General features: G+C 64.4%; 13 protein-coding genes. 3 read left to right on the top strand and 10 right to left on the bottom strand.

The annotated features are described in order from the left end of the window. Positions 1-8: 8 nt before the first annotated feature. Positions 9-2,027 carry a propionate--CoA ligase gene (locus CLU85_RS11945; RefSeq protein WP_369858207.1) on the top strand — a complete coding sequence of 673 codons (2,019 nt, stop codon included), beginning with the start codon at positions 9-11 and terminating at the stop codon, positions 2,025-2,027. Positions 2,028-2,133: 106 nt separating this feature from the next. Here CLU85_RS11945 and CLU85_RS11940 read toward each other — a convergent pair whose 3' ends face one another. The 4 genes from CLU85_RS11940 to CLU85_RS11925 form a co-directional block, all read right to left on the bottom strand. Continuing rightward, a complete protein-coding gene (locus CLU85_RS11940) occupies positions 2,134-5,973 on the bottom strand; it encodes an EAL domain-containing protein (protein WP_100410454.1) in 3,840 nt (1,279 codons plus the stop codon). Positions 5,974-6,160: 187 nt separating this feature from the next. Next, a complete protein-coding gene (locus tag CLU85_RS11935) occupies positions 6,161-7,087 on the bottom strand; it encodes a DMT family transporter (protein WP_100410453.1) in 927 nt (308 codons plus the stop codon). Then, positions 7,084-7,644, bottom strand: a complete 561-nt coding sequence (locus CLU85_RS11930) for a methylated-DNA--[protein]-cysteine S-methyltransferase (RefSeq protein ID WP_100410452.1) — start codon at positions 7,642-7,644, stop codon at positions 7,084-7,086. Before CLU85_RS11930 ends, CLU85_RS11935 begins: the two co-directional genes overlap by 4 nt. Positions 7,645-7,729: 85 nt before the next feature. Further along, positions 7,730-9,367, bottom strand: coding sequence for a DNA-3-methyladenine glycosylase 2 family protein (locus CLU85_RS11925; RefSeq protein ID WP_232727802.1), 1,638 nt, complete (start codon positions 9,365-9,367; stop codon positions 7,730-7,732). Between the two features lie 185 nt (positions 9,368-9,552). On the opposite strand from CLU85_RS11925, the gene CLU85_RS11920 reads away from it, so the two are divergent. Continuing rightward, positions 9,553-10,941, top strand: a complete 1,389-nt coding sequence (locus CLU85_RS11920; protein ID WP_100410450.1) for a phosphomannomutase/phosphoglucomutase — start codon at positions 9,553-9,555, stop codon at positions 10,939-10,941. A gap of 238 nt (positions 10,942-11,179) precedes the next feature. Then, complete coding sequence (locus CLU85_RS11915; RefSeq protein WP_100410449.1) at positions 11,180-12,559, top strand: 3-deoxy-D-manno-octulosonic acid transferase; 1,380 nt, start codon at positions 11,180-11,182, stop codon at positions 12,557-12,559. A 57-nt stretch (positions 12,560-12,616) separates the two neighbouring features. On the opposite strand, the gene CLU85_RS11910 is transcribed toward CLU85_RS11915, so the two are convergent. The 6 genes from CLU85_RS11910 to CLU85_RS11885 form a co-directional block, all read right to left on the bottom strand. After that, positions 12,617-13,951 (bottom strand): TolC family outer membrane protein, encoded by a 1,335-nt coding sequence (locus tag CLU85_RS11910; RefSeq protein ID WP_100410448.1) that lies wholly within the window; start codon positions 13,949-13,951, stop codon positions 12,617-12,619. 69 nt (positions 13,952-14,020) lie between these two features. Continuing rightward, a complete protein-coding gene (locus CLU85_RS11905; protein ID WP_100410447.1) occupies positions 14,021-14,362 on the bottom strand; it encodes a rhodanese-like domain-containing protein in 342 nt (113 codons plus the stop codon). Between the two features lie 23 nt (positions 14,363-14,385). Further along, on the bottom strand, positions 14,386-15,099 hold the full coding sequence (locus CLU85_RS11900; protein ID WP_100410446.1) for a protein-L-isoaspartate O-methyltransferase: 714 nt from the start codon (positions 15,097-15,099) through the stop codon (positions 14,386-14,388). 33 nt (positions 15,100-15,132) lie between these two features. Continuing rightward, on the bottom strand, positions 15,133-18,324 hold the full coding sequence (locus tag CLU85_RS11895) for an efflux RND transporter permease subunit (protein WP_100410445.1): 3,192 nt from the start codon (positions 18,322-18,324) through the stop codon (positions 15,133-15,135). A 15-nt stretch (positions 18,325-18,339) separates the two neighbouring features. Further along, entirely contained in the window at positions 18,340-19,509 is a 1,170-nt protein-coding gene (locus CLU85_RS11890; RefSeq protein WP_100410444.1) for an efflux RND transporter periplasmic adaptor subunit, read from the bottom strand. A 2-nt stretch (positions 19,510-19,511) separates the two neighbouring features. Beyond that, entirely contained in the window at positions 19,512-20,213 is a 702-nt protein-coding gene (locus CLU85_RS11885) for a TetR/AcrR family transcriptional regulator (protein ID WP_100410443.1), read from the bottom strand. Positions 20,214-20,364 lie beyond the last annotated feature (151 nt).

The raw sequence follows: 20,364 nt of genomic DNA, 5'->3' as shown, positions 1-20,364 counted from the left end.
ATATCGATATGCCATGCCCCGCTGGGCGCGTTGTTCCTGGCGTTGCGTCAGTTTGCCGCAAGCCCGTTATGAATAATTATGAATTCAAAACCTGCTGTCCTGGCAGGGCGAGAGATGCCGAGGAGACTCCCACAATGACCGCATACGCTGACTTCTACCGCCAGTCCATTGACCACCGCGACGCTTTCTGGAGCGAACAGGCCCAGTTGATCGAATGGAAGACGCCACCCCAGCAGGTCTGCGATTACAGCAACCCGCCGTTTGCCAAATGGTTTGTGGGCGGCACCACCAACCTGTGCCACAACGCAGTCGACCGGCACCTGGCCACGCGCGCCAGCCAGGCCGCGCTGGTGGCCATCTCCACCGAAACCAACACCGAGCGCAGTTACAGCTTTGCCGAGCTGCATGCTGAGGTGCAGCGCATGGCGGCCGTGTTGTTGTCGCTGGGTGTGAAAAAGGGCGACCGCGTGCTCATTTACATGCCCATGATTGCCGAGGCCGCCTTTGCCATGCTGGCGTGTGTGCGCATTGGGGCCCTGCATTCGGTGGTGTTTGGCGGCTTTGCCTCGGGCTCGCTGGCCTCCCGCATTGAAGATGCCGAGCCCGTGGCCGTGGTCAGCGCCGATGCCGGATCGCGCGGTGGCAAGGTGGTGCCCTACAAGCCGCTGCTGGACGAGGCCATTGCACTGTCCCAACACAAGCCCGCTGCGGTGCTGATGGTGAACCGGGGCCTGGCGCCCATGCACCTGCAACCGGGGCGCGACCACGACTGGACTCCGCTGCGTGAACAGCATCTCAACACCGTGGTGCCCTGCGAGTGGGTGGAATCCACCCATCCCAGCTACACGCTCTACACCAGCGGCACCACCGGAAAACCCAAGGGCGTGCAGCGCGACACGGGCGGATACACCGTGGCGCTGGCGGCCAGCATGAAGCACATCTTTGATGCCAAGGCAGGGCAGGTTTACTTTGCCACCAGCGACATTGGCTGGGTGGTGGGCCACAGCTACATCGTTTATGGCCCGTTGATCGCGGGCATGACGACCATCATGTACGAGGGCCTGCCCACGCGGCCCGACGCGGGCGTGTGGTGGAGCATCGTGGAAAAGTACCAGGTCACCCACATGTTCTCGGCCCCCACGGCGGTGCGCGTGCTCAAGAAGCAGGACCCCGCTTACCTAACCCGATACAACGTGAAGAGCCTCAAGGCCCTGTGGCTGGCGGGTGAGCCACTCGATGAGCCCACGGCACAGTGGATCAGTGACGCGCTGCAGGTGCCCATCATCGACAACTACTGGCAGACCGAAACCGGCTGGCCCATTCTGACCCTGGCCAATGGTGTGCAGCAGCAAACCACCCGCTTTGGCAGCCCGGGCAAGGCCATGTATGGCTATGGCGTGAAGCTGATCGACGAAAGCAATGGCGAAGAACTGACCGGTGCCAACCAGAAGGGTGTGGTGGCCATCGAAGGCCCGCTGCCGCCCGGCTGCATGCAGACGGTGTGGCGCGACGACGCACGGTTCGTGAACACCTACTGGAAGAGCATCCCCGGCCGGTTGATCTACAGCACCTTTGATTGGGGCATCCGCGACGCCGACGGATACCACTTCATTCTGGGCCGCACCGACGACGTGATCAACGTGGCGGGCCACCGCCTGGGCACGCGTGAGATCGAAGAGAGCATTTCCTCCCACCCCAATATTGCCGAAGTGGCCGTGGTGGGCGTGGCCGACAGCCTGAAAGGCCAGGTGGCCATGGCGTTCGCGGTAGCGCGTGATGCGTCAGGGCTCGACTCTGAGGCCGCACGGCTCAAGCTGGAAGGCGAGGTCATGAAACAGGTGGACAACCAGCTGGGCGCCGTAGCCCGCCCGTCACGCGTGTTTTTTGTGACCGTGCTGCCCAAGACCCGCAGCGGCAAATTGCTGCGCCGCGCCCTGCAGGCCGTGGCCGAACGGCGCGATCCGGGGGATTTGACGACGATGGAAGACCCAGCAGCGTTGCAGCAGGTGAAGGATCTGGTGGGTTGAGGCCTGAGACAGACCCGCTGCCGAAGTCAGCGCCTGCAAGACGCTATTAAATAAATAGCTGCCAGCGCTTATTGAATAAGCGCTGGCAGCTATTTTTATTCAAAATTCACACGGGCCTGTTTCGCTGCCACCCCGCCGGGGGCTGCCACGCTGACGTCCAGCCGATGAAGTCCTCCAGCGGCATGGGCCGCGCGATGCAGTAACCCTGGGCCTGGGTGCAGCCCAGTTGCAGCAGCATCTGGCCTTGTTCGATGGTTTCCACCCCTTCGGCGATCACGCGGTAGCCGAAGGAGCGGGCCAGGCCGATCACGCCCTGCACGATGGCCAGGTCGCCGGGGTCGCCCATCATGCCGTGCACAAAGCTCTGGTCGATCTTGAGCGTGTCCATGGGCAGGCGGCGCAGGTACGTCAGCGACGAATAACCGGTGCCAAAGTCGTCCAGCGACACACTCACGCCCATGCCGCGCAATTCGGTCAATGTCGCCGCCACGGCCGACAGGTCGTAAAGGGCGGCGCTTTCGGTGATCTCGATCTCCACCAGGTGTGCTGGCACCTTGGGGTGGCGTGCCAGGCATTGCGCCATCCAGCGCGCAAAGCCAGGGTGTTGCAGGTGCTGGGCGGCAATGTTGATGCTCAGGGGCATGGGCAAGCCTCGGTCCTGCAACTGCTCCAGGACGGTGAGCGCGGCTTCGGCCACCCATTCGCCAAAACCGATTTCCAGCTCAGTGCCTTGCAGCAGCGGCAAGAATTCGGCCGGTGACACCAGTCCACGCTCGGGGTGGTTCCAGCGTGAGAGTGCTTCGGCCCCCACCACGGTGCCGCTGCGCATGTCTACCTTGGGTTGCAGGTACAGCGTGAATTGGGCGTCGGCAAGCGCATCGCGCAGGTGGCGCCCCTGTGCTCGCAGCAGTTGTACCGCACGCTCCTGCGCCGCGTCGAACTGGTGAAAACGATTGCGCCCCGCCTGCTTGGCGGCATACATGGCCTGGTCGGCGTGGCGCAGCAGGGTGTCGGCATCGGCATCGTCCTGGGGGAAAACGGTGTAGCCGATGCTGGCCGTGACCACCACGCGCTCGGTGTCGAGCGTGTAGGGAGCCGAGACGCTTTCCATCACTTTCTCAAGCAGGTGCTCGCAGTCACTGACCGATGACAGCCCCGGCATGAGGATCACAAATTCGTCGCCACCCAGACGGGCCACACAGTCGAGGGGCCGCAGGGCGCGGGTGAGGCGGCCAGCCACGACCACCAGCAGGCGGTCGCCAGCGCCATGTCCGAGGCGGTCGTTCACGGGTTTGAAACCGTCCAGGTCCAGGTAGGCAACGCCCAGTTGCGTCCCGTTCTCGCGGGCCAGGGCCATGCTTTCCTGCAGCTTGCGGGCCAGCAGCACACGGTTGGGCAGGCCGGTGAGGGCGTCGTACAGCGCCAAACGCTGCAGCATGACCTCTTGCTCGCGCTGGGGTGTCACGTCGATGGCCACGCCCAGCATGCGGGCAGGGCGCCCATTGCTGTCAAAACCCACGATCTTGCCCAGATTGCGCACCCAGCGTGCGGCGTCTGTGGGCTGGCTCACGCGCCAAGTGGCATCAAACGGTGTGCCGGGATGGGTGGTGTGGCGCTCCAGTTCGGCGGTGATACGGTCGATGTCTTCGGGGGCGATGGCGTGGGTCCACTGCGTGGGCATGGGGGCATTGCCGCCCGATGCCTCCGCACCGCGCATGGCGTGCCAACGACTGTCGCCCGTGACGATACCGGTCTGCAGGTTCCAGTCCCACAGTCCCAGCGACGCGGCAGAGATGGTGAGGGAGAGCAGTTCTTCCCGCTCGCGCACTTGTTCTTCGTTGCGTTTGCGGTCGGTGATGTCGTGCACTGAAAACAGCCAGCAGGGCTCGCCGTCAAACTCTGTGGACCGCATGGATTGCAGCACGGTCCGTGGGGGGCCGCTGCGCAGGTTCAACGTGACTTCATAGTCGCTGAGCTGGCCGGAGCGTTCCACTTCGTGCATCAGCCGCCGACGGTCCTCGGCCGAGAAGATGCCCAGCTCGATCGCCGTGTGGCCAATGGCTTCTTCGCGGGGAATGCCGATCATCTCCACCCAGGCGGGGTTGATGTCTACATACTGCCCGTCGCTGCGGCGTGACAGACCCATCGGGTAGGGCATGAGGTGGAAGATGCGCGAGAACCGTTCCTCCGACTGGCGCAGACGCTGTTCGGCACGCTTGGCCTCGTCGATGTCCTGCATCACGCCGCGCACCTTGACGACGCGGCCGTTCTCGATCACGGGTTCGCCGCGTGCACGCATCCACAGCAGGTGGCCATCGGCATGGCGGACCTCCATCTCCATGCTCCAAGCGGTGCGTGAACGGATGCTTTGGCGGAACTTCTCGCGCAGTGGCTCACGGTAGGCCGGTGCAACATGGCGGTTGATGTAGTCGCTGGGTGGCGGCTGGCTGGAGTCCAGGCCATGGATGTCAAAACACATTTCAGACCAGTACACCAGGCCTTTGCCGCGCTCGTCTTCCCAGGCGCCCAGGCGGGCCAGGCGGCCGGCTTGCTGCAACTGGTTATTGAGCGCCCGAAGTTCGTCGCTGGTGCGTTGGGCTTCGGTCATGTCGTGGAATACGAAAACAAAACAATTTTCGCCATTCACAAGCACGGAGCGTGCCGACATCAGGCCCGGAATGCGCACGCCCTTGCTTTGCGCTACCAGGGGCAGGCGGTCCACCTTGCCTTCGCGACGGAAGGTGTCGACCAGCCGCGCACGCTCTTGTTCGCTGGCCCAGATCTGCAGCTCGGTGGACGTGCGCCCGATCACTTCCTCACGCGGTCGGCCCAGCACCTCACAGAAGGCCGGGTTGATGTCCACATAGCGGCCGTCCGAGATGCGCGAGATGCCCGCCGGGTCGGGCAGCGTCTGGTAGAAGGTGGTGTATTTGGCCTCGGAGGAGCGCAGCGCATCCTCGACCTCGCGGTGCGCCGTGATGTCCACATCCATGCCGATCAGGCTGGCAGGGCGTCCCTGGGCGTCGCGTCGGGCGACCGAGCCACGCGACATCAGCCAGTGCCATTGGCCCGCCGTGTCCATCACGCGGAACTCAGCCTCGTAGCTTTCCTCCAGCCCGTCCATGGCCCGAGCGAGCCGCGCGGCGTTGCGTTCGGCGTCCACCGGATGGCGCCGTGCATACCAACGCTCCCACAGGTCGGGGGCATCGGTATCGGCGCGGGTGATGCCGTAGGCCTCGTAGAAGGCACCACTGCAATGGAACCGGCGGGTTCCGACATCCCATTCCCAACGCCCTCCGCCCAGGGAGTCCAACGCCAGACGCAGTTGCTGCTCGCGTTCTTCCAGCGTGTGGTGGGCATGCTCCAGCGCCGCCACCGATTGCGCCTTGCCCACCAGCAGTTGCCGCCCAGTGCCCAAAATCAGGATGCCAGCGCCGTGGTACCAGGGCAACTGCAGCAGCCATTCCAGCGCCGAGGTCGGCAAGGGCTGAACGCCGCCAGCGACCAGGCAGAGCGCAACCACGGGTGGCAAGGTCACGGCCATGCCCGTCATGCCAAGCCATGGATTGGCACCGGGGCGAGAATCTGCCAGGCGCCACAGCCCCGCCAGTGCGCCAGCCCCTGTCAGTACGGCCAGGGCGGCAAGCCACGCCGCGTCTTCACTCCAGGCCAGCGCCAGCAGGGCCATGGCTGCGGTGATTCCCGCCGAGAGGGGGCCGAAATACAAGCCCATGAAGGCCGTGGCCGTCGGGTAGGCCACCACGCCCAATTCGGGCGCATTCATGCGCAGCACCACAAGAATCAATGCCGACACCACACCGCCCATCACCCCGGTGAGCACTTGCGTGTGACGGGAGGGACGCAGGATTTCGGCCGGCTTCAGATGCGCCAGCACCAGTACCAGCAGGATCAGCAGTCCGCCTGCCAGCAGCGCGTTATGGGCCATGGTGAAGGGCCCGAGAAGACGCCTCGGAAGGGGCGAAAAGAGGGGGGCACGCAGGCTCAGGGCGCCAGGCGCCGAATGTGCCCAACGCGCCAGCACTGGGGGGCACACAAGACCCCAAGCCGGTAACTCGCCGCGAGGAACTCGTGGCGCATAAGCAAGAACCCGGCACAACAACCATGTGCAGAGTTTAGGCGCGTTCTGGGGGTGTCGCGGGCGAGCGGCGCGTCCTGATAAGTCCGGTTGACAACATGGTGCCGCACACGATCACCAGGGCGCAGCCAATCATCCAGGGCGTGACGGTTTCGCCCAGAAACAACGCGCCATAGAGAACCGCGAACACGGGGGTGATGAAAGTCACCGCCAACGCGCGGCTGGGGCCTGCGTGCACGATGAGGCGAAAGTACAGGATGTATGCAATGCCGGTGCAAAACACGGCGATTGCCACAATCGCGGCCCAGGCGCTGGGGCCGGGCATTTGTGTCGGCCACAGCCACAGCGTGGGCAACGCCAGGGCCAATGCGGCACCCAGCTGGCTGCCGGTGGCTGTCGCGAGCGGGGGAATGCCCGTGAGGTGGCGCCGCGCAAAGCTGGCCGACACACCGTAAAAGCTGGACGCCACCAGGCAGGCCGCAATGGCCCAAGCGGTGTGTTCGGTCTTGAGCCCGCTGCCGACCGGGGCCCGCAATGTCAACAATGCCACGCCCACAAAACCCAGGGCCAAACCCAACCAGCGCAAGCGGTTGATGCGGTCACCCAGCCAGATCCAGGCCACCAGCGCACCAAACAGTGGCACGGTGGCATTGAGGATAGAGGTCATGCCCGTGGTGATGTGCATCACCGCCCAGGCAAACAGTGCAAACGGAATGGCCGAATTGAGGACACCTGCCAGCAGGATAGGCCGCCAGTGCTTGCGCAATGCGGGCCAGTGGCCCTGGCGCAGCATGATGGGCCAGAGAAACAGCGTGGCCAGCGTAACGCGCAAACCGGCCATGGGCAGCGGGCCAAATTCGGCAGCGCCCAGCCGCATGAACAAAAAGGACGCGCCCCACAGCGCTGCCAGCAGCACAAACTCACCGATCCAGGTCGATACAGGCTGGGTGCCCTGGCTGTTCATGCATGTCCTTTGGAGTGGGAGGAGTGGGAGTAGGGACCTGAGCCGCCGAGCGTGGCATTTTCCAGGACCAGCAAGGCCCTCTTGCGATCGAGGCCGCCCGCGTAGCCGGTCAGGCGGCCATCGGCACCCACCACCCGGTGGCAGGGCACCACCACGCTCAGGGGGTTGCGGCCTATGGCTGCACCCACGGCCCGCACGGCCCGGGGGTTGCCCAGCTGCTGGCTCAACGCCCCGTAGCTTGTGGTCTGACCGCGCAGGATAGAAAGCAGCGCCCGCCACACGCTTTGCTGGAAAGCGGTGCCACCCGACAGATCCAGCGGCAGATCGAAATGATCGCGCTGGCCACTCAGATACTGCTGCAACTGCGCGGTTGCGGCCTGCAGCAGCGGGTGGTCCGGCGCTGTGGCCCAGGCGGAGGGGCCGTACAGCCAATGGCTGGGCTCGTGGCGCTGGCTTTCAAACCAGATGCCCGACAGACCTGCTGGAGACGCCGAGAGACGCACCCGGCCCAGGGGTGTTGGGGCATGTGCCTGAACGGTAAGGGGGTGGAAACGCATACGGGGAGATTTCGCTCTGAGGGGTGAAAAAATCATCAATATCACGCTATTGTGCTTTTGTGTATTGTGCTGGCAGCTATTATTTTTATAGTGATTTTGTGTCTGTACTGGCGGCTGGCATGGCGCTGCTGCCGCCGGCAGCCCAGGCACGCAGCACCGCGTAACTGCGCCAGGGCCGCCAGGCCTGCGAGGCCGCCGTGGCGGCGCGGGCCGGGTTCTTGAGCGGCTGAACCCCCAGCGCCTTGTGCAACGCCACGTCACCCGCCGGGAAGGCATCGGGCCAGCGCAGCACCCGCATGGCGATGTACTGGGCCGTCCAGTCCCCAATGCCGGGCAAGGCACACAGGGCGGCCGTGGTTTGTTCGACATCAGCGCCCGCATGCAGCGCCAGGGCGCCGCTGTCCACCGCGCGGGCCAGGGCCCCGATAGCAGCCTGGCGTTGGCGCACGATGCCGAGTTGGCCCAGCACATCGCCGTCGGTGGCGGCCAGCAAGGCCGGAGTCGGAAACAAACGATGCAACTCAGGCCAGGGGGTGTTGATGGGTTCACCCAGCCGCTCCACCAGACGCTGACCCAGCGTGCGGGCGGCTGCCACGGTGATTTGTTGGCCCAGCACCGCGCGCACCGCCAGCTCAAAGCCGTCGAAAGCGCCGGGCACACGCAGTCCATCGCCTTGTGGGAAATGCGGGTGCAGCACGGCGTTGATGGCAATGGGGTCCGCATCGAGGTCCAGCATGGCGCGCACGCGCCGGATCACCAGCGGCAGCACGGGGTACAGACTGTCGCTGGTTTGCAGCAGCACCTGGCGGCGTGCCACATCAAAACAGGCACTGAGCCAGCCGGTGGTTTCCTGCGCCAGCCCGGTGCTGGCGCTCGGCAAGCGCACCGTGCGCCGCAAGCAGGGGCCGTCATCGCTGTGTATGACCCATTCCACCCCATGAAACTGCCGTTTTTCAAAGAAGGCCAGCAGGGCGTCCACGTCAAAAGGCGGGCGCCAGGCCAGGCGCAACGCACTGTTGCGGGGGGGGCGGCCCGTGCCTGGCGTTGTGACGTCGCCGCCGCCGCTGCGCCGCAGTTGTGTCGGATTCAGGCCATAGTGCCCCGAAAAAGCGGCATTGAAGCGCCGCACGCTGGCAAACCCACTGGCCAGGGCGACCTGCGTCACCGGCATGGTGGTGTCAGTCAGCAGCTGCTTGGCCGTCAGGAGCCGCCGGGTCTGCAGGTATTGCAGGGGCGAGACGCCCAGGGCGGCTTCAAAGATGCGTCGCAGGTGCCGGTCGCTCACGCCCAGGCGCTGTGCCAAACGGGCCACGGTAGCGCCTTGGGTTTCTTCGGTGCGCGGAGAGCTTGCGGGTGCGGGGGCCCTGTCAGCCCACAGGTCGGGGGCATCCAGCAAACGCACAGCCTGCTGCACCAAGATGCCGCTGGCGTCCTGCACCGACCACACCAGCGACTGGGGTGCCAGCTCAGGCCGGCAGCGCAGGCAAGGGCGAAAGCCCGCGCTCTCTGCCTGGGCCGCCAGCGCAAAGAAACGGCAGTTTTCGCGCCGAGGGGTACGCACGGCGCACACGGGGCGGCAGTAGATACCGGTAGAGGTCACGCCAGTGAAAAAATGCCCGTCAAAACGCGCATCGCGCGTCTGCAGCGCCAGGTAACGGCCCTCGTCCGACGCAGGGGGCGCTGCGTGGGTGGCTGTGGAGGAGGGCGCTGGGGGCAAAGTCATGGGCCCGATCATAGGAGGCCGCCACGCTGGCACTGGCCGTTTTCGGACATGTGCCTCGCACGTCTCGGCCCCTGGCACGGGCTGACAGGCAGTAGAAAGGCCGACGCCTACAATGCGGCCGACTGTTCACCGCCTTGGGGAACAGGTTCTTCGTCCCATTTACCTTTCTCGAAAGGCCCTTCTACGTGCAACCGACGCCCGCTATTTTCAAAGCCTATGACATTCGCGGCATCGTGCCGTCGACCCTGAACGAAGAAGTGGCCTTGGGCCTCGGGCGTGCTTTTGGTACGGCGGCGCGTGCCGAGGGGCAGACCACTGTGGCCGTGGGACGCGATGGGCGACTCTCGGGCCCGGCCATGTCGGCGGCGCTGATCCAGGGGCTGATGGAGGTGGGCATCGAGGTGATCGACGTGGGCCTGGTCACCACACCACTCTTGTACTTTGCGGCCAGCACGCTGTGCCGCAGCGGTATCCAGGTCACCGGCAGCCACAACCCCAAGGACTACAACGGCTTCAAGATGGTGCTCAACGGCCGTGCCATCTATGGTGAAGAGATTCAGGGCCTGCGCCGCACCATGGAGCAGGAAAGCTGGAAGCTGACGCCCGGCGGCTCAGTGCGCCCTGTGGACGTACTGCCCGCCTACACCGAGCGCATCGTGGGCGACATCAAACTCGCCCGCCCACTCAAGATCGTGGTCGACTGCGGCAACGGCATTGCGGGCGCGTCGGCCCCCGACATCTTCCGCGCGCTGGGCTGCGAGGTGATCGAGCTGTTTTCCGAGGTGGACGGCAACTTCCCCAACCACCATCCCGACCCGAGCAAGCCTGAGAACCTGCGCGATTTGATCAACGCCCTGAAGACCAGCGACGCCGAACTGGGCCTGGCTTTTGATGGCGACGGTGACCGCCTGGGCATCGTGACCAAGGAAGGCACCAATATCTTCCCCGACCGCCAGATGATGCTGTTTGCGCAAGACGTGCTCTCGCGCGTGCCCGGCGGCGAGATCATCTTCGACGTGAAGTGCACCCAGCGCCTGGCACCGGCCATTGCGGCCGCAGGCGGCGTGCCCGTGATGTTCAAGACCGGCCACTCGCTCATCAAAGCCCGCATGAAGGAGACCAACTCCCCGCTCGGTGGCGAAATGAGCGGCCATATCTTCTTCAAGGAGCGCTGGTACGGGTTTGACGACGGCACCTATGCGGGCTGCCGTCTGTTGGAGATATTGAGCAAAAGCAGCGACCCGAGCGCCGTGCTCAACGCCTTGCCCACCAGCCACTCCACCCCCGAGCTGAACGTGGCCTGTGCCGAGGGCGAGCCGCACCGCCTCACGGCGCAGCTGCAAGCGCTGGCCGCTGAAACGTTTGCCGCCCCTGCACAGATCAACACCATCGATGGTCTGCGTGTCGATTGGCCCGATGGTTTTGGCCTGATCCGCGCCAGCAACACCACCCCGGTGCTGGTGCTGCGCTTTGAAGGGCACACCACCGAGGCGCTGGCACGCATAGAGGCCACCATGCTCGCGCTGCTCCACCGTGTCAAACCGGATGCCCATGTGGGCGCGGCCAGCCATTGAAACGGTCTGCGCTGGCGAGGGGAAAGGGCCGTCAAAGCCCCGCCTCCTTCGCGTTGTAGTGGCGCACCATCCTCTAACCCCCAGCCCATCGTCTGCCTGCCTGTCTGCCTGTCCTTCGCGTGACCTCCTCCGTACCCCACCCTTTGCACATGGCTGCCGCAATGGCAGATGCCCACCCGCGTGTCGGCAGCGCGTGGATGTTTGAGTTGGACCCGGTGGCAGAACTGGACCAGGCCGTATGAACGCCGCACGCGCCCTGTACTCGCTGCTCACCTGGTGTGCTCAGCCCTTGCTGCTGCGCAAGCTGCGCCGCCGTGCCGTGGTGGAACCCGGTTACGGCCAGGCCATGGGTGAACGGTTTGGGCGCTACCGGAGAACCCTCGACAGCCTGATGCCCCACAGCAGCACCGACCCGCTGGGCCGGTTTGTGTGGGTGCATGCCGTGTCGCTGGGCGAAACCCGTGCGGCAGCCATCTTGTTGGCCGAATTGCGCGAGCAACTGCCTGGAGTGCGTCTGCTGCTCACCCATGGCACAGCCACGGGCCGCGCCGAGGGTGAAAAACTGCTGCAATCCGGGGATGTGCAGGTATGGCAGCCCTGGGACACCCCTGGGACGGTGGCCCGCTTTCTGCGCAAGTTCCGGCCGGCCATCGGCATCCTGATGGAAACCGAAGTCTGGCCCAACCTTGTGGCGGGCTGCCAGAAGCGGGGCATTCCGCTGGTGCTGGCCAATGCGCGCTTCAATGCCAGGTCCTTGCGCAAGGCGCAGCGCGTGATGCCATTGGCGCGGCCCGCTTATGCGGGGCTGACGGCGGTTTGGGCACAAACGCAGGACGACGCGGCCCGCCTGAAAGCTGTGGGCGCCAAGGTGCAGGGTGTTTTTGGCAATCTGAAGTTCGACGTGGTGCCAGATGCAGCCCTGTTGGCTCGGGGCCAGCACTGGCGAGCGCAAGCGGGTCGTCCCGTCGTCATGCTGGCCAGCAGCCGGGAGGGCGAAGAAGCCCTGTGGCTGGCGAACTTCAAGCCAAAACAGCCTCTAGCGCAGGCAGATAATGCGCCGAAAGCTATCGGAAACATAGCATCTGCAACGGTAGCTGCCGGTGTGCAATGGTTGATCGTGCCGCGCCACCCCCAGCGTTTTGATGAGGTGCACCAGCTGCTGCAACGTGCCGGTCTCACCGTGTCTCGCCGCAGTACCTGGGCCACAGGCCCCGACACTGCCGATGTGTGGCTGGGCGACTCGCTGGGCGAAATGGCGTTTTACTACGGCTTGGCGGACGTCGCCCTGCTGGGGGGCAGCTTTGCCCCGCTGGGCGGCCAGAACCTGATCGAGGCCGCAGCCTGCGGCTGTCCGGTGGTGTTGGGCCTCCACACTTTCAATTTTGCCGAGGCGGCCGAACTGGCGTGTGAGGCCGGTGCCGCGCAGCGGGTGTCAGACATCGGTGCTGGAATGGCATTGGCTGCAGAACTGGCCTTGAACCCCGCCGCACAAGCCACTGCCAGCGAGCGCGCCATCCGTTTCGCCACAGCCCACCGGGGAGCGGCACATGCCACCGTGCAGGCCGTTCTGGCCATCGTTCAGCCTCTGCCTGCAGAGGAGGAACCCAGCGGGCTGTAGGCCTGCCTGCATGGGCGAGGCGGCATGGAACCCTTTGGCGGTGTTCCTACTTTTTGCTTACTTGACCAGCAAGGCGTTGAGAGCCTCGATGTCTTGCTGCGCGAGCGTGCCGGCAGCCTGGCGCAGCTTGAGTGCGCCCAGCAGCACGTTGTAGCGCGCCTGGGCCAAGTCGCGTTTCGTCTGGTACAGCTGGCTTTGGGCATTGAGCACATCAATGTTGATGCGCACACCCACCTGGTAGCCGAGCTTGTTGGCGTCCAGCGCGCTTTGGCTGGAGGCTTCTGCGGCCTCCAGCGCCAACACCTGGCCTTGGCCAGACTGCACGCCGAAGAAGGCTGCGCGGGTGGCTTGGGCCACATTGCGGCGGGCGGTTTCCAGGTCGGCCGTGGCTTTCTCTTCCAAGGCCAGCGTTTCCTTGACCCGGTTCTGCACCGCAAAGCCTGCAAACAGCGGCAAATTCAGCGCCACGCCCACGCTGGCCGCATTGCTGCGGGCAGTGACGCCAGGCGAGTTGATGGTGCCATGCAGGTTGCGCGTGACGTTGTAACCCGCCTGCAGGTCGACCGTGGGCAGGTGACCGGTTTCGGCCTTCTTGGTCTCCAGGCGTGCAATATCCAGCGCAATGGCGGCCTGGCGCACACCAGGCTGCTGGTCGCGCGCGGTGTCCACCCACGTGACCACGTTGTCGGGTTGGACGCCAGGCAATTGCAGCGGCAGGGCGAGCGGTTGAGGTTTGGTCCCCGTGATGCCCACGAGTTGGTCCAGCGCCAGGCGTTTGACGCGCAGATCGTTCTCGGCTGCGATCTCCTGTGCAATCACCAGGTCGTACCGGGCCTGCGCTTCGCGGGAGTCCGTCACGGTGGTCGTCCCCACCTCAAAATTGCGTTTGGCTGAGGCCAGCTGCTCGGAAACGGCCGCTTTCTGGGCTTGTACGAAAGTCAGCGTATCTTGCGCTGCCAGCACATCGAAATAGGCCTGACTCACGCGCACCAGCAGGTCCTGCGTCGCGGCATCGAGCTGCGCCTGGGCCACGTCGATACCGCGCTGGCCTTGCTCCAGATTGATGCGGTTGGCCGGCCGGTACAGGGGCTGTGAGGCATTGATGCCCACTGTCTGGGCCGTGCCGGTGTTTTCAATCTTGGGCCTGCTCAGCTCCACGTTAGAGCGGGTCAGCCCGCTGGTCAGCGCGGCGGTGGGCAGCAGGCCGGCGCGGGCCTGATCGGCACGGCGCGAAGCAGCATCCAGCTGGGCCCGGGCAGATTGCCAGGCGGTGTCATACGTGCGGGCCGATTCCACCAGGTCGAGCAGGCTCTGTGCCTGCGCAGGGGCGCTGAGCGCCGCGCCCAGCGCCAGGGACAGTAGTGACAGGGAGAGAGGCCGGAACGGTGTCATGGAGGTCCTTCGGAAGAATCTGCGGTGCGATAGAGGAGGGGGCGGGACGGTCAACGGCGTCATTCCACGTCAATACCGTGGCACACCGGGGTCGTTTTCATGCGACCAGGCGTCAATGCCTCCGGTGATGTTGGCCAACTGCTCAAAACCGTTGCTTTGCAGGAACGCGGCCACCCGCAGGCTGCGTGCACCGTGGTGGCACAGGCATGCAATCGGACGGCCGGGGTTCAGTTCGGCCAGTCGCGTGGGCAAGTCGCCCATGGGGATGGCGACCAGCTCAAACCCGTCAGCGCGCACGCTGGCAGTTTGCAGCTCCCAGGGCTCGCGTACGTCCAGCACCAAGGGTTGGCTGCCCTCGGGTGCCGTGGCGAACCAGGCAGACAGTTGGGCGGGGCGGACGTGATCGATCATGCAGAACTCCGAAGGGGCCAAGGTCAGAACGTGAAGCCGGACGGCTCAGGGAAGTTCACCAAGCGTGGCGCGATGGTGTCCCAGGGCGACGTGGTCTCAAAACGCTCACCGGTGCGGCGGGTCAGGGTGAAACGCATCACAGGCTCGTTGCCCACAATGGCGCCCAGGCGGCCACCGTCGCGCAGCAGGGCGAGCAAGGCACTGGGCACCTCGGCCACGGAGCCGCTGAGCACGATCACGTCGAACGGGCCATCGGGAATGGCATCACGGGCGCCGTCAGCCTGGCGAACGTCGGCATTCTGGATGCCGGCATCACGCAGGTTTTCGCGGGCCATTTCAGCCAGTTCCGCATTGATTTCGAGCGACACCACGCGCTCCGCACGGTGGGCCAGCAGGGCGGCCATGTAGCCCGAACCCGCGCCAATTTCGAGCACGCGGTCGGTGGGCTTGATTTGCAGGTCTTGCAGGATGCGCGCTTCCACACGCGGTTGCAGCATGCTGTGGCCCAGGCGCACAGCTTCTTCAGCGTCGTTGCCCAGCAGGGGGATTTCAATGTCCATGAACGCCATGCCGTGGTAGGCCGGTGGCACAAAATCTTCGCGGCGCACCACGGCGAGCAGTTCCAGCACGTCGAAGTCGAGCACGTTCCAGGGTCGGATCTGCTGCTCGATCATGTTGTAGCGGGCCTGGGCAATAGGATCGCTGATGTTGGCGGACGTGTTCAGGGGCAGGTTCATGGAATTTCTCCGTGGGGGCAGATGTCGGGACGATCAGGACAAACCCTTGATTTTAGAGGCCTCCGCGATCGTCTGGGCACGGCCCATCTTGCGCAGTGCCCAATTGGCCAAATCGTCCATGTAGCAATAGACCACAGGCACCACCACCAGCGTCAGCAGCGACGAGGTAATGACCCCGCCAATCACGGCCTGGCCCATGGGCGCACGCTGTTCCGAGCCTTCGGAGAGCGCAAACGCCAGGGGCACCATGCCGAAAATCATGGCCAGCGTCGTCATGAGGATGGGGCGCAGCCGCACCCGTGCGGCCAGCAACAGCGCGTCGGCCCGGGGCAGGCCTGGCATGGTCTGGCCCTGGTCGTTCACATGTTCTTCGCGGGCGCGGATCGCAAAGTCCACCAGCAGGATGGCGTTTTTGGTGACCAGGCCCATCAGCATCACCACGCCAATGATCGAGAACATCGACAGTGTGGAGCGGAACATCAGCAGCGCCAGCACCACGCCGATCAGCGTGAGCGGCAGCGAAGTCATGAGCGCCAGCGGCTGCAAAAAGCTCTTGAACTGGCTCGCCAGGATCATGTAGATGAAGATGATGGCCATGGCCAACGCCGAGATGGCGTAACCAAACGACTCGGCCATGTTCTTGGTGGAGCCGCCAAACTGGTAGCGGTAGCCGGGCGGGAAGGTCACGGTCTCCAACGCCTTCTTGATGTCGGCAGACACCTCGCCCGCCGAGCGTTTTGCCACGTTGGTATTCACGGCCACCTCGCGTGTCAGGTCGCGCCGGTTGATCTGATTGGCGCCAGTGGATTCGGTCACGCGAGCCACCTGATTCAGCCGCACGATGCGGGTGGTGCCATCCGTACCGGCCATGGCAAAAGGCAGGCGCTCCAGGTCCTGTGGGGCGGTGCGGGCTTCGGGCGCCAGCCGCACGTTCACGTCATAGGTCTGGTCGTCAGGGGCACGCCAGTTACCCACCGTGGTGCCCGCCACCAGCGTGCGCAACGAGGCGGCCATGGGCGCGACGGACAGGCCCAGGTCAGACGCAACATCGCGCCGCACTTCCAGTGCAATCACCGGCTTGTCGGGCTTGGCGCTGGTGTCCAGATCCACCAGGCCTGGGATGTCACGGATTTTTTCGGTGACGATTTTGGTCAGCCGCTCCAGTTCCTGGAGGTCCGGGCCCTGCAGCGAAAACTCCACCTGCTTTTGCCCGCCCACGGCGTCCAGCAGTCCGACATGGGTGACGGTGATGCCGGGAACACTTTTCAGCCGCTCGCGCAGCACATCGGACATCTGGTCGACGCTACGGCTTCGGTCCTTGCGGTCCACGAGGCGCACATAGATACTGGCGTACATCTTGCCCTGGGCGTTGCCGGTGTTGATGGTGGCCAGCGTATAGCGCACCTCGGGCATTTCACGCAGGATGCCTTCCACCTGCCGGGCCTTGGCCTCGGTGGCTTCGAGCGACGAGCCCACAGGTGTGTAGAAATTGAGGGTGGTTTCGGAAAAATCGGCCTTGGGCACGAACTCGGTGCCTAGCAGAGGGACCATGACGATGCTCAGCACAAAAATGGCCAGCGCAATACCCATGGTGGCGAGCTTGTGGACCAGCGACCAGCGCAGGATGCGCTGGTAGCCCTCGGCCAGCGCATCGGTGGCGCGGTCAAACCAGCCCGTGATGCGGCCAATGGTTTTGTCGTAGAACGTGACGGGTTCGGTCTTCTGGCCGTGGCTGTGGATGCTCGGGTCGTGCCAGAGGCTAGACAGCATGGGGTCGAGCGTGAAGCTCACAAACATCGAGATCATCACCGCCGCCACGATGGTGATGCCGAACTCATGGAAGAACTTGCCAATGATGCCGCCCATGAAGCCGATGGGCATGAACACCGCCACGATGGACAAGGTAGTGGCCAGCACGGCAAGGCCAATCTCCTGCGTGCCATCCATGGCCGCGTTGTAGGCGGATTTGCCCATCTGCACATGGCGCACGATGTTCTCGCGCACCACGATGGCGTCGTCGATCAACAGGCCCACGCACAGGGAGAGCGCCATCAACGTGATCATGTTGATGGTGAAGCCGAACATGTTCATAAACAGGAAAGTGCCAATCAGTGCAATCGGCAGGGTCAGCCCGGTGATCACCGTGGAGCGCCAGGAGTTCAAGAACAAAAAGACGATGAGCACCGTGAGGATCGCACCCTCGATCAACGTCTGGCGCACGTTGTTCACCGCCACGCGGATGGGGCGGGCGCTGTCGCCAATGGTCTCCAGCCGCACGCCGGAGGGCAGCTGGCCTTTGAGTTCGGCCACGGCGGCGTTCAGGCCGTCGACCACTTCAATGGTGTTTTCGCCCTGAGATTTCTGCACCGACAGCAGCAGCGTGCGCTGGCCGTTGTACAGCGCCAGGCTCTCGACCTCCTGCGCGCCATCGTTCACACGGGCGACTTGGTCCAGCCGCACAGGCGCGCCGTTTTTGCGCGCCACGATGATCTTGCCAAAGTCCTCGGGCCGTTCCATGCGGGCGTCGATCTGCACCACGCGCTCCTGCGCCCGCGACCGGATGGAGCCCACGGGCAGGTCCTGGTTCTCGTTGCGCACGGCTTGCGCCACCTGGTCGGGCGTCACGCCAAACGCTTCGAGCGTCTGCGGGTTCAGGTAAATGTTGATCTCGCGCTTGGTGGCGCCCACCAGGTTCACCGCGCCCACGCCGCGCACGTTCTCCAGGCGTTTTTTCAGGATCTGCTCGGCCCAGGTGGTCAGCTCCACCGCGCTGCGATTGGAGTTTTCCTCGGGCAGTACGGCCAGCGACCATACGGCGCGGCTGGCCGGATCAAAGCGCAGCACGCGCGGCTCCTTGACCTCGGTGCGCAGGTTGGGGCGCACGGTGGCGACCTTCTCGCGCACGTCCTCGGCGGCCTTGCGCCCATCGATGTGCAGCTGGAACTCGATGATGACAACGGCGGTGCCTTCATAGCTGCGCGAGGTGAGGGCGTTGATGCCCGCAATCGAGTTAACGCCTTCCTCGATCTTCTTGGTGACTTCGCTCTCAACGATTTCAGGTGACGCACCGGGGTAGTCCACCGTCACCACGACCACCGGGAAATCGATGTTGGGAAACTGATCGACCTTGAGGCGCTGGTACGAGAACAGGCCCAGCACGACGATGGCGAGCATCACCATCGTGGCGAACACGGGGTTTTTGAGGCTGACTTTGGTGAACCACATAGCAGGTCTAAGCCCTCAGGGCGCCGCGCGGGACGCTGCAGGCAAAACGACTGCAGCCGCAGCCGTTGACACCGCAGTGCCTTCGCGCAGAGAGCCGATCCGGCCCGCAACCACGGAGGTTCCTGCAGGCACCCCTTCCACGGCTACCAGGGTCTGCCCATTCACCACAGCGCGCGCCCCTGTCTTGACCTGGATATGAGCCACTCGGCCGTTGTTGAGCGTCTGCAAATAGGGCGCAGGCTTGTCGGTACGCACCGCATCCAGCGGCACCGCCAGAACATCGGCACGGCCCGTATCCAGCGTGCCCTGCACAAAAAGGCCCTGGCGCAATGGCGCCTCGGCTTGGGTCTGGTCCACGCGAAGATAGACCGGCACGGTGCGGCTGCCCACCTGGGCGCTGGGGTTGATGCGCACCACGGTGGCCGGCACCGGGGCAGATATGCCCTCCACGACGAGCTGCGCTTTCTGACCCACGCGCACCGCCACAGAATCTGCGGGGCTCAGCAAGGCTTCCAGCTCCAGGCGCGACAAGTCCACGACTTCGATGATGCGGGCATCAATCGCCACCCGCTCTCCCGGCTGAGCCAGTCGCTGCGCCACCAATCCGCTGATAGGGCTCTTCAGCACGGTGTCATCCAGCGCTTTGCGCGCCACGTCAGTCGCCGACACGGCTGCCTGGTAGCTGGACTGCGCCGCCTCCAGACTGGCCTGTGACGTGACGAGCGCGGTGGCCGAGATGAATCCCTGGTCTACCAGGGCGCGGTTGTTGGTGTACTGACGCTGATTGATATCGACCTGGGACTTGGCTGCATCGGCCTGTTGCTGCGCCTGGCGCAGTCGCGCCCTTGCCTCGGTGGGGTCGATGCGCGCGACTTCTTGCCCGGCCTTGACACTGTCGCCCTCGCGCACGGCCAGCCCCTGGAGTTCGCCGCCTACGCGTGCCTTCACCATGGCCGAATCCACGGCCCGCAAAGAACCCGTAACGGGCACTCCGAGCGAAAGCTGGTGCTGCTTGACAAGCAATACTTCGTCTGCGCCCAGCTGCATCGGCGCATCGGCCCGCTGTGCCGTGGCATCGGTCAGTGCTTTTTGCTGCGCCTGCCGTGCAGCCATGGCACGCAAGATACCAACGCCCAGCAGCACAACAACGATGGCCGCAGCCATCCAGGGAATCCAGCGTTTCATGGTCATGCCAAGGGAGGAGGGGGAGGAGAAGCTGCGTCGGGCCGCACACACAGCCCATGCAGTATGTTGTCGATCTGCGTCTCGATATACAGCTCCGGGGTCAGGCCCAGCGCGTCCGGCACACAGGCGCCCACCGAGTGCTTCCACATCATGAGGAAGATCATGGGTGCGAGCACCAGATAAACGGCATAGTCCATGTTCACCGGGCGAAACTCCCCCCGCGCAATGCCGCGCTCCAGGATGCGGCGTATCAGTGCCTGGCCAGGCAAGATGACCTCTTGCTGGTAGAACTGAGCAATCTCTGGGAAATTCTGCGCTTCGCTGAGCATCAGCTTGGTGATGCCCGACGCCTTGGTGCTGCCGACGCGCTCCCACCAGACCTGGTAGCAATAACGCAGAACGTTGCTGGTAGTGCCCGCAAAGGTTTCCAGCTCGTTGTTCCATTCTGCAAATCGCCCAGCGATGTTCTCGCGCACCACCGCCTTGAAAAGCTCTTCCTTGCTGGGAAAGTACAGAAACAGCGTGCCCTTGGACACCCCGGCCCGCGCGGCCACCTCATCAACCCGCGTGGCAGCAAACCCCTTTTCGACAAAGAGATCCAGCGCGGCTTCCAGTAGCTCGCCGGGGCGGGCCTCCTTGCGGCGTTCGCGCTTGGTGCCGGATGCTGCAGAAGAGGGGATGGGCGTAGGGGACAAGGTGCTCATTGTTAATGACTGACCGGTTAGTAATATAGCCAATGCCCGTCAGAGCGTCAATGCAGCCCTGTCGTTTTACTCCCGCAAAGAACTTGGCTTTACACAGCACCCACAGAGTGCGGCCATCGTTGGCATGTTGGTTGCTCGGGTTCGACGTGAT

This window comes from Acidovorax sp. 69 (assembly GCF_002797445.1).
Classification (GTDB): Bacteria; Pseudomonadota; Gammaproteobacteria; order Burkholderiales; family Burkholderiaceae_C; genus Acidovorax.
This window is presented reverse-complemented; position numbering and strand designations above follow the sequence as displayed.

Coding starts and splice junctions, on each gene's coding strand:
- CLU85_RS11945 (WP_369858207.1), top strand. CDS start 9: ATGCCATGCCCCGCTGGGCGCGTTGTTCCTGGCGTTGCGTCAGTTTGC.
- CLU85_RS11940 (WP_100410454.1), bottom strand. CDS start 5,973: ATGGCCCATAACGCGCTGCTGGCAGGCGGACTGCTGATCCTGCTGGTA.
- CLU85_RS11935 (WP_100410453.1), bottom strand. CDS start 7,087: ATGAACAGCCAGGGCACCCAGCCTGTATCGACCTGGATCGGTGAGTTT.
- CLU85_RS11930 (WP_100410452.1), bottom strand. CDS start 7,644: ATGCGTTTCCACCCCCTTACCGTTCAGGCACATGCCCCAACACCCCTG.
- CLU85_RS11925 (WP_232727802.1), bottom strand. CDS start 9,367: ATGACTTTGCCCCCAGCGCCCTCCTCCACAGCCACCCACGCAGCGCCC.
- CLU85_RS11915 (WP_100410449.1), top strand. CDS start 11,180: ATGAACGCCGCACGCGCCCTGTACTCGCTGCTCACCTGGTGTGCTCAG.
- CLU85_RS11910 (WP_100410448.1), bottom strand. CDS start 13,951: ATGACACCGTTCCGGCCTCTCTCCCTGTCACTACTGTCCCTGGCGCTG.
- CLU85_RS11905 (WP_100410447.1), bottom strand. CDS start 14,362: ATGATCGATCACGTCCGCCCCGCCCAACTGTCTGCCTGGTTCGCCACG.
- CLU85_RS11900 (WP_100410446.1), bottom strand. CDS start 15,099: ATGAACCTGCCCCTGAACACGTCCGCCAACATCAGCGATCCTATTGCC.
- CLU85_RS11895 (WP_100410445.1), bottom strand. CDS start 18,324: ATGTGGTTCACCAAAGTCAGCCTCAAAAACCCCGTGTTCGCCACGATG.
- CLU85_RS11890 (WP_100410444.1), bottom strand. CDS start 19,509: ATGAAACGCTGGATTCCCTGGATGGCTGCGGCCATCGTTGTTGTGCTG.
- CLU85_RS11885 (WP_100410443.1), bottom strand. CDS start 20,213: ATGAGCACCTTGTCCCCTACGCCCATCCCCTCTTCTGCAGCATCCGGC.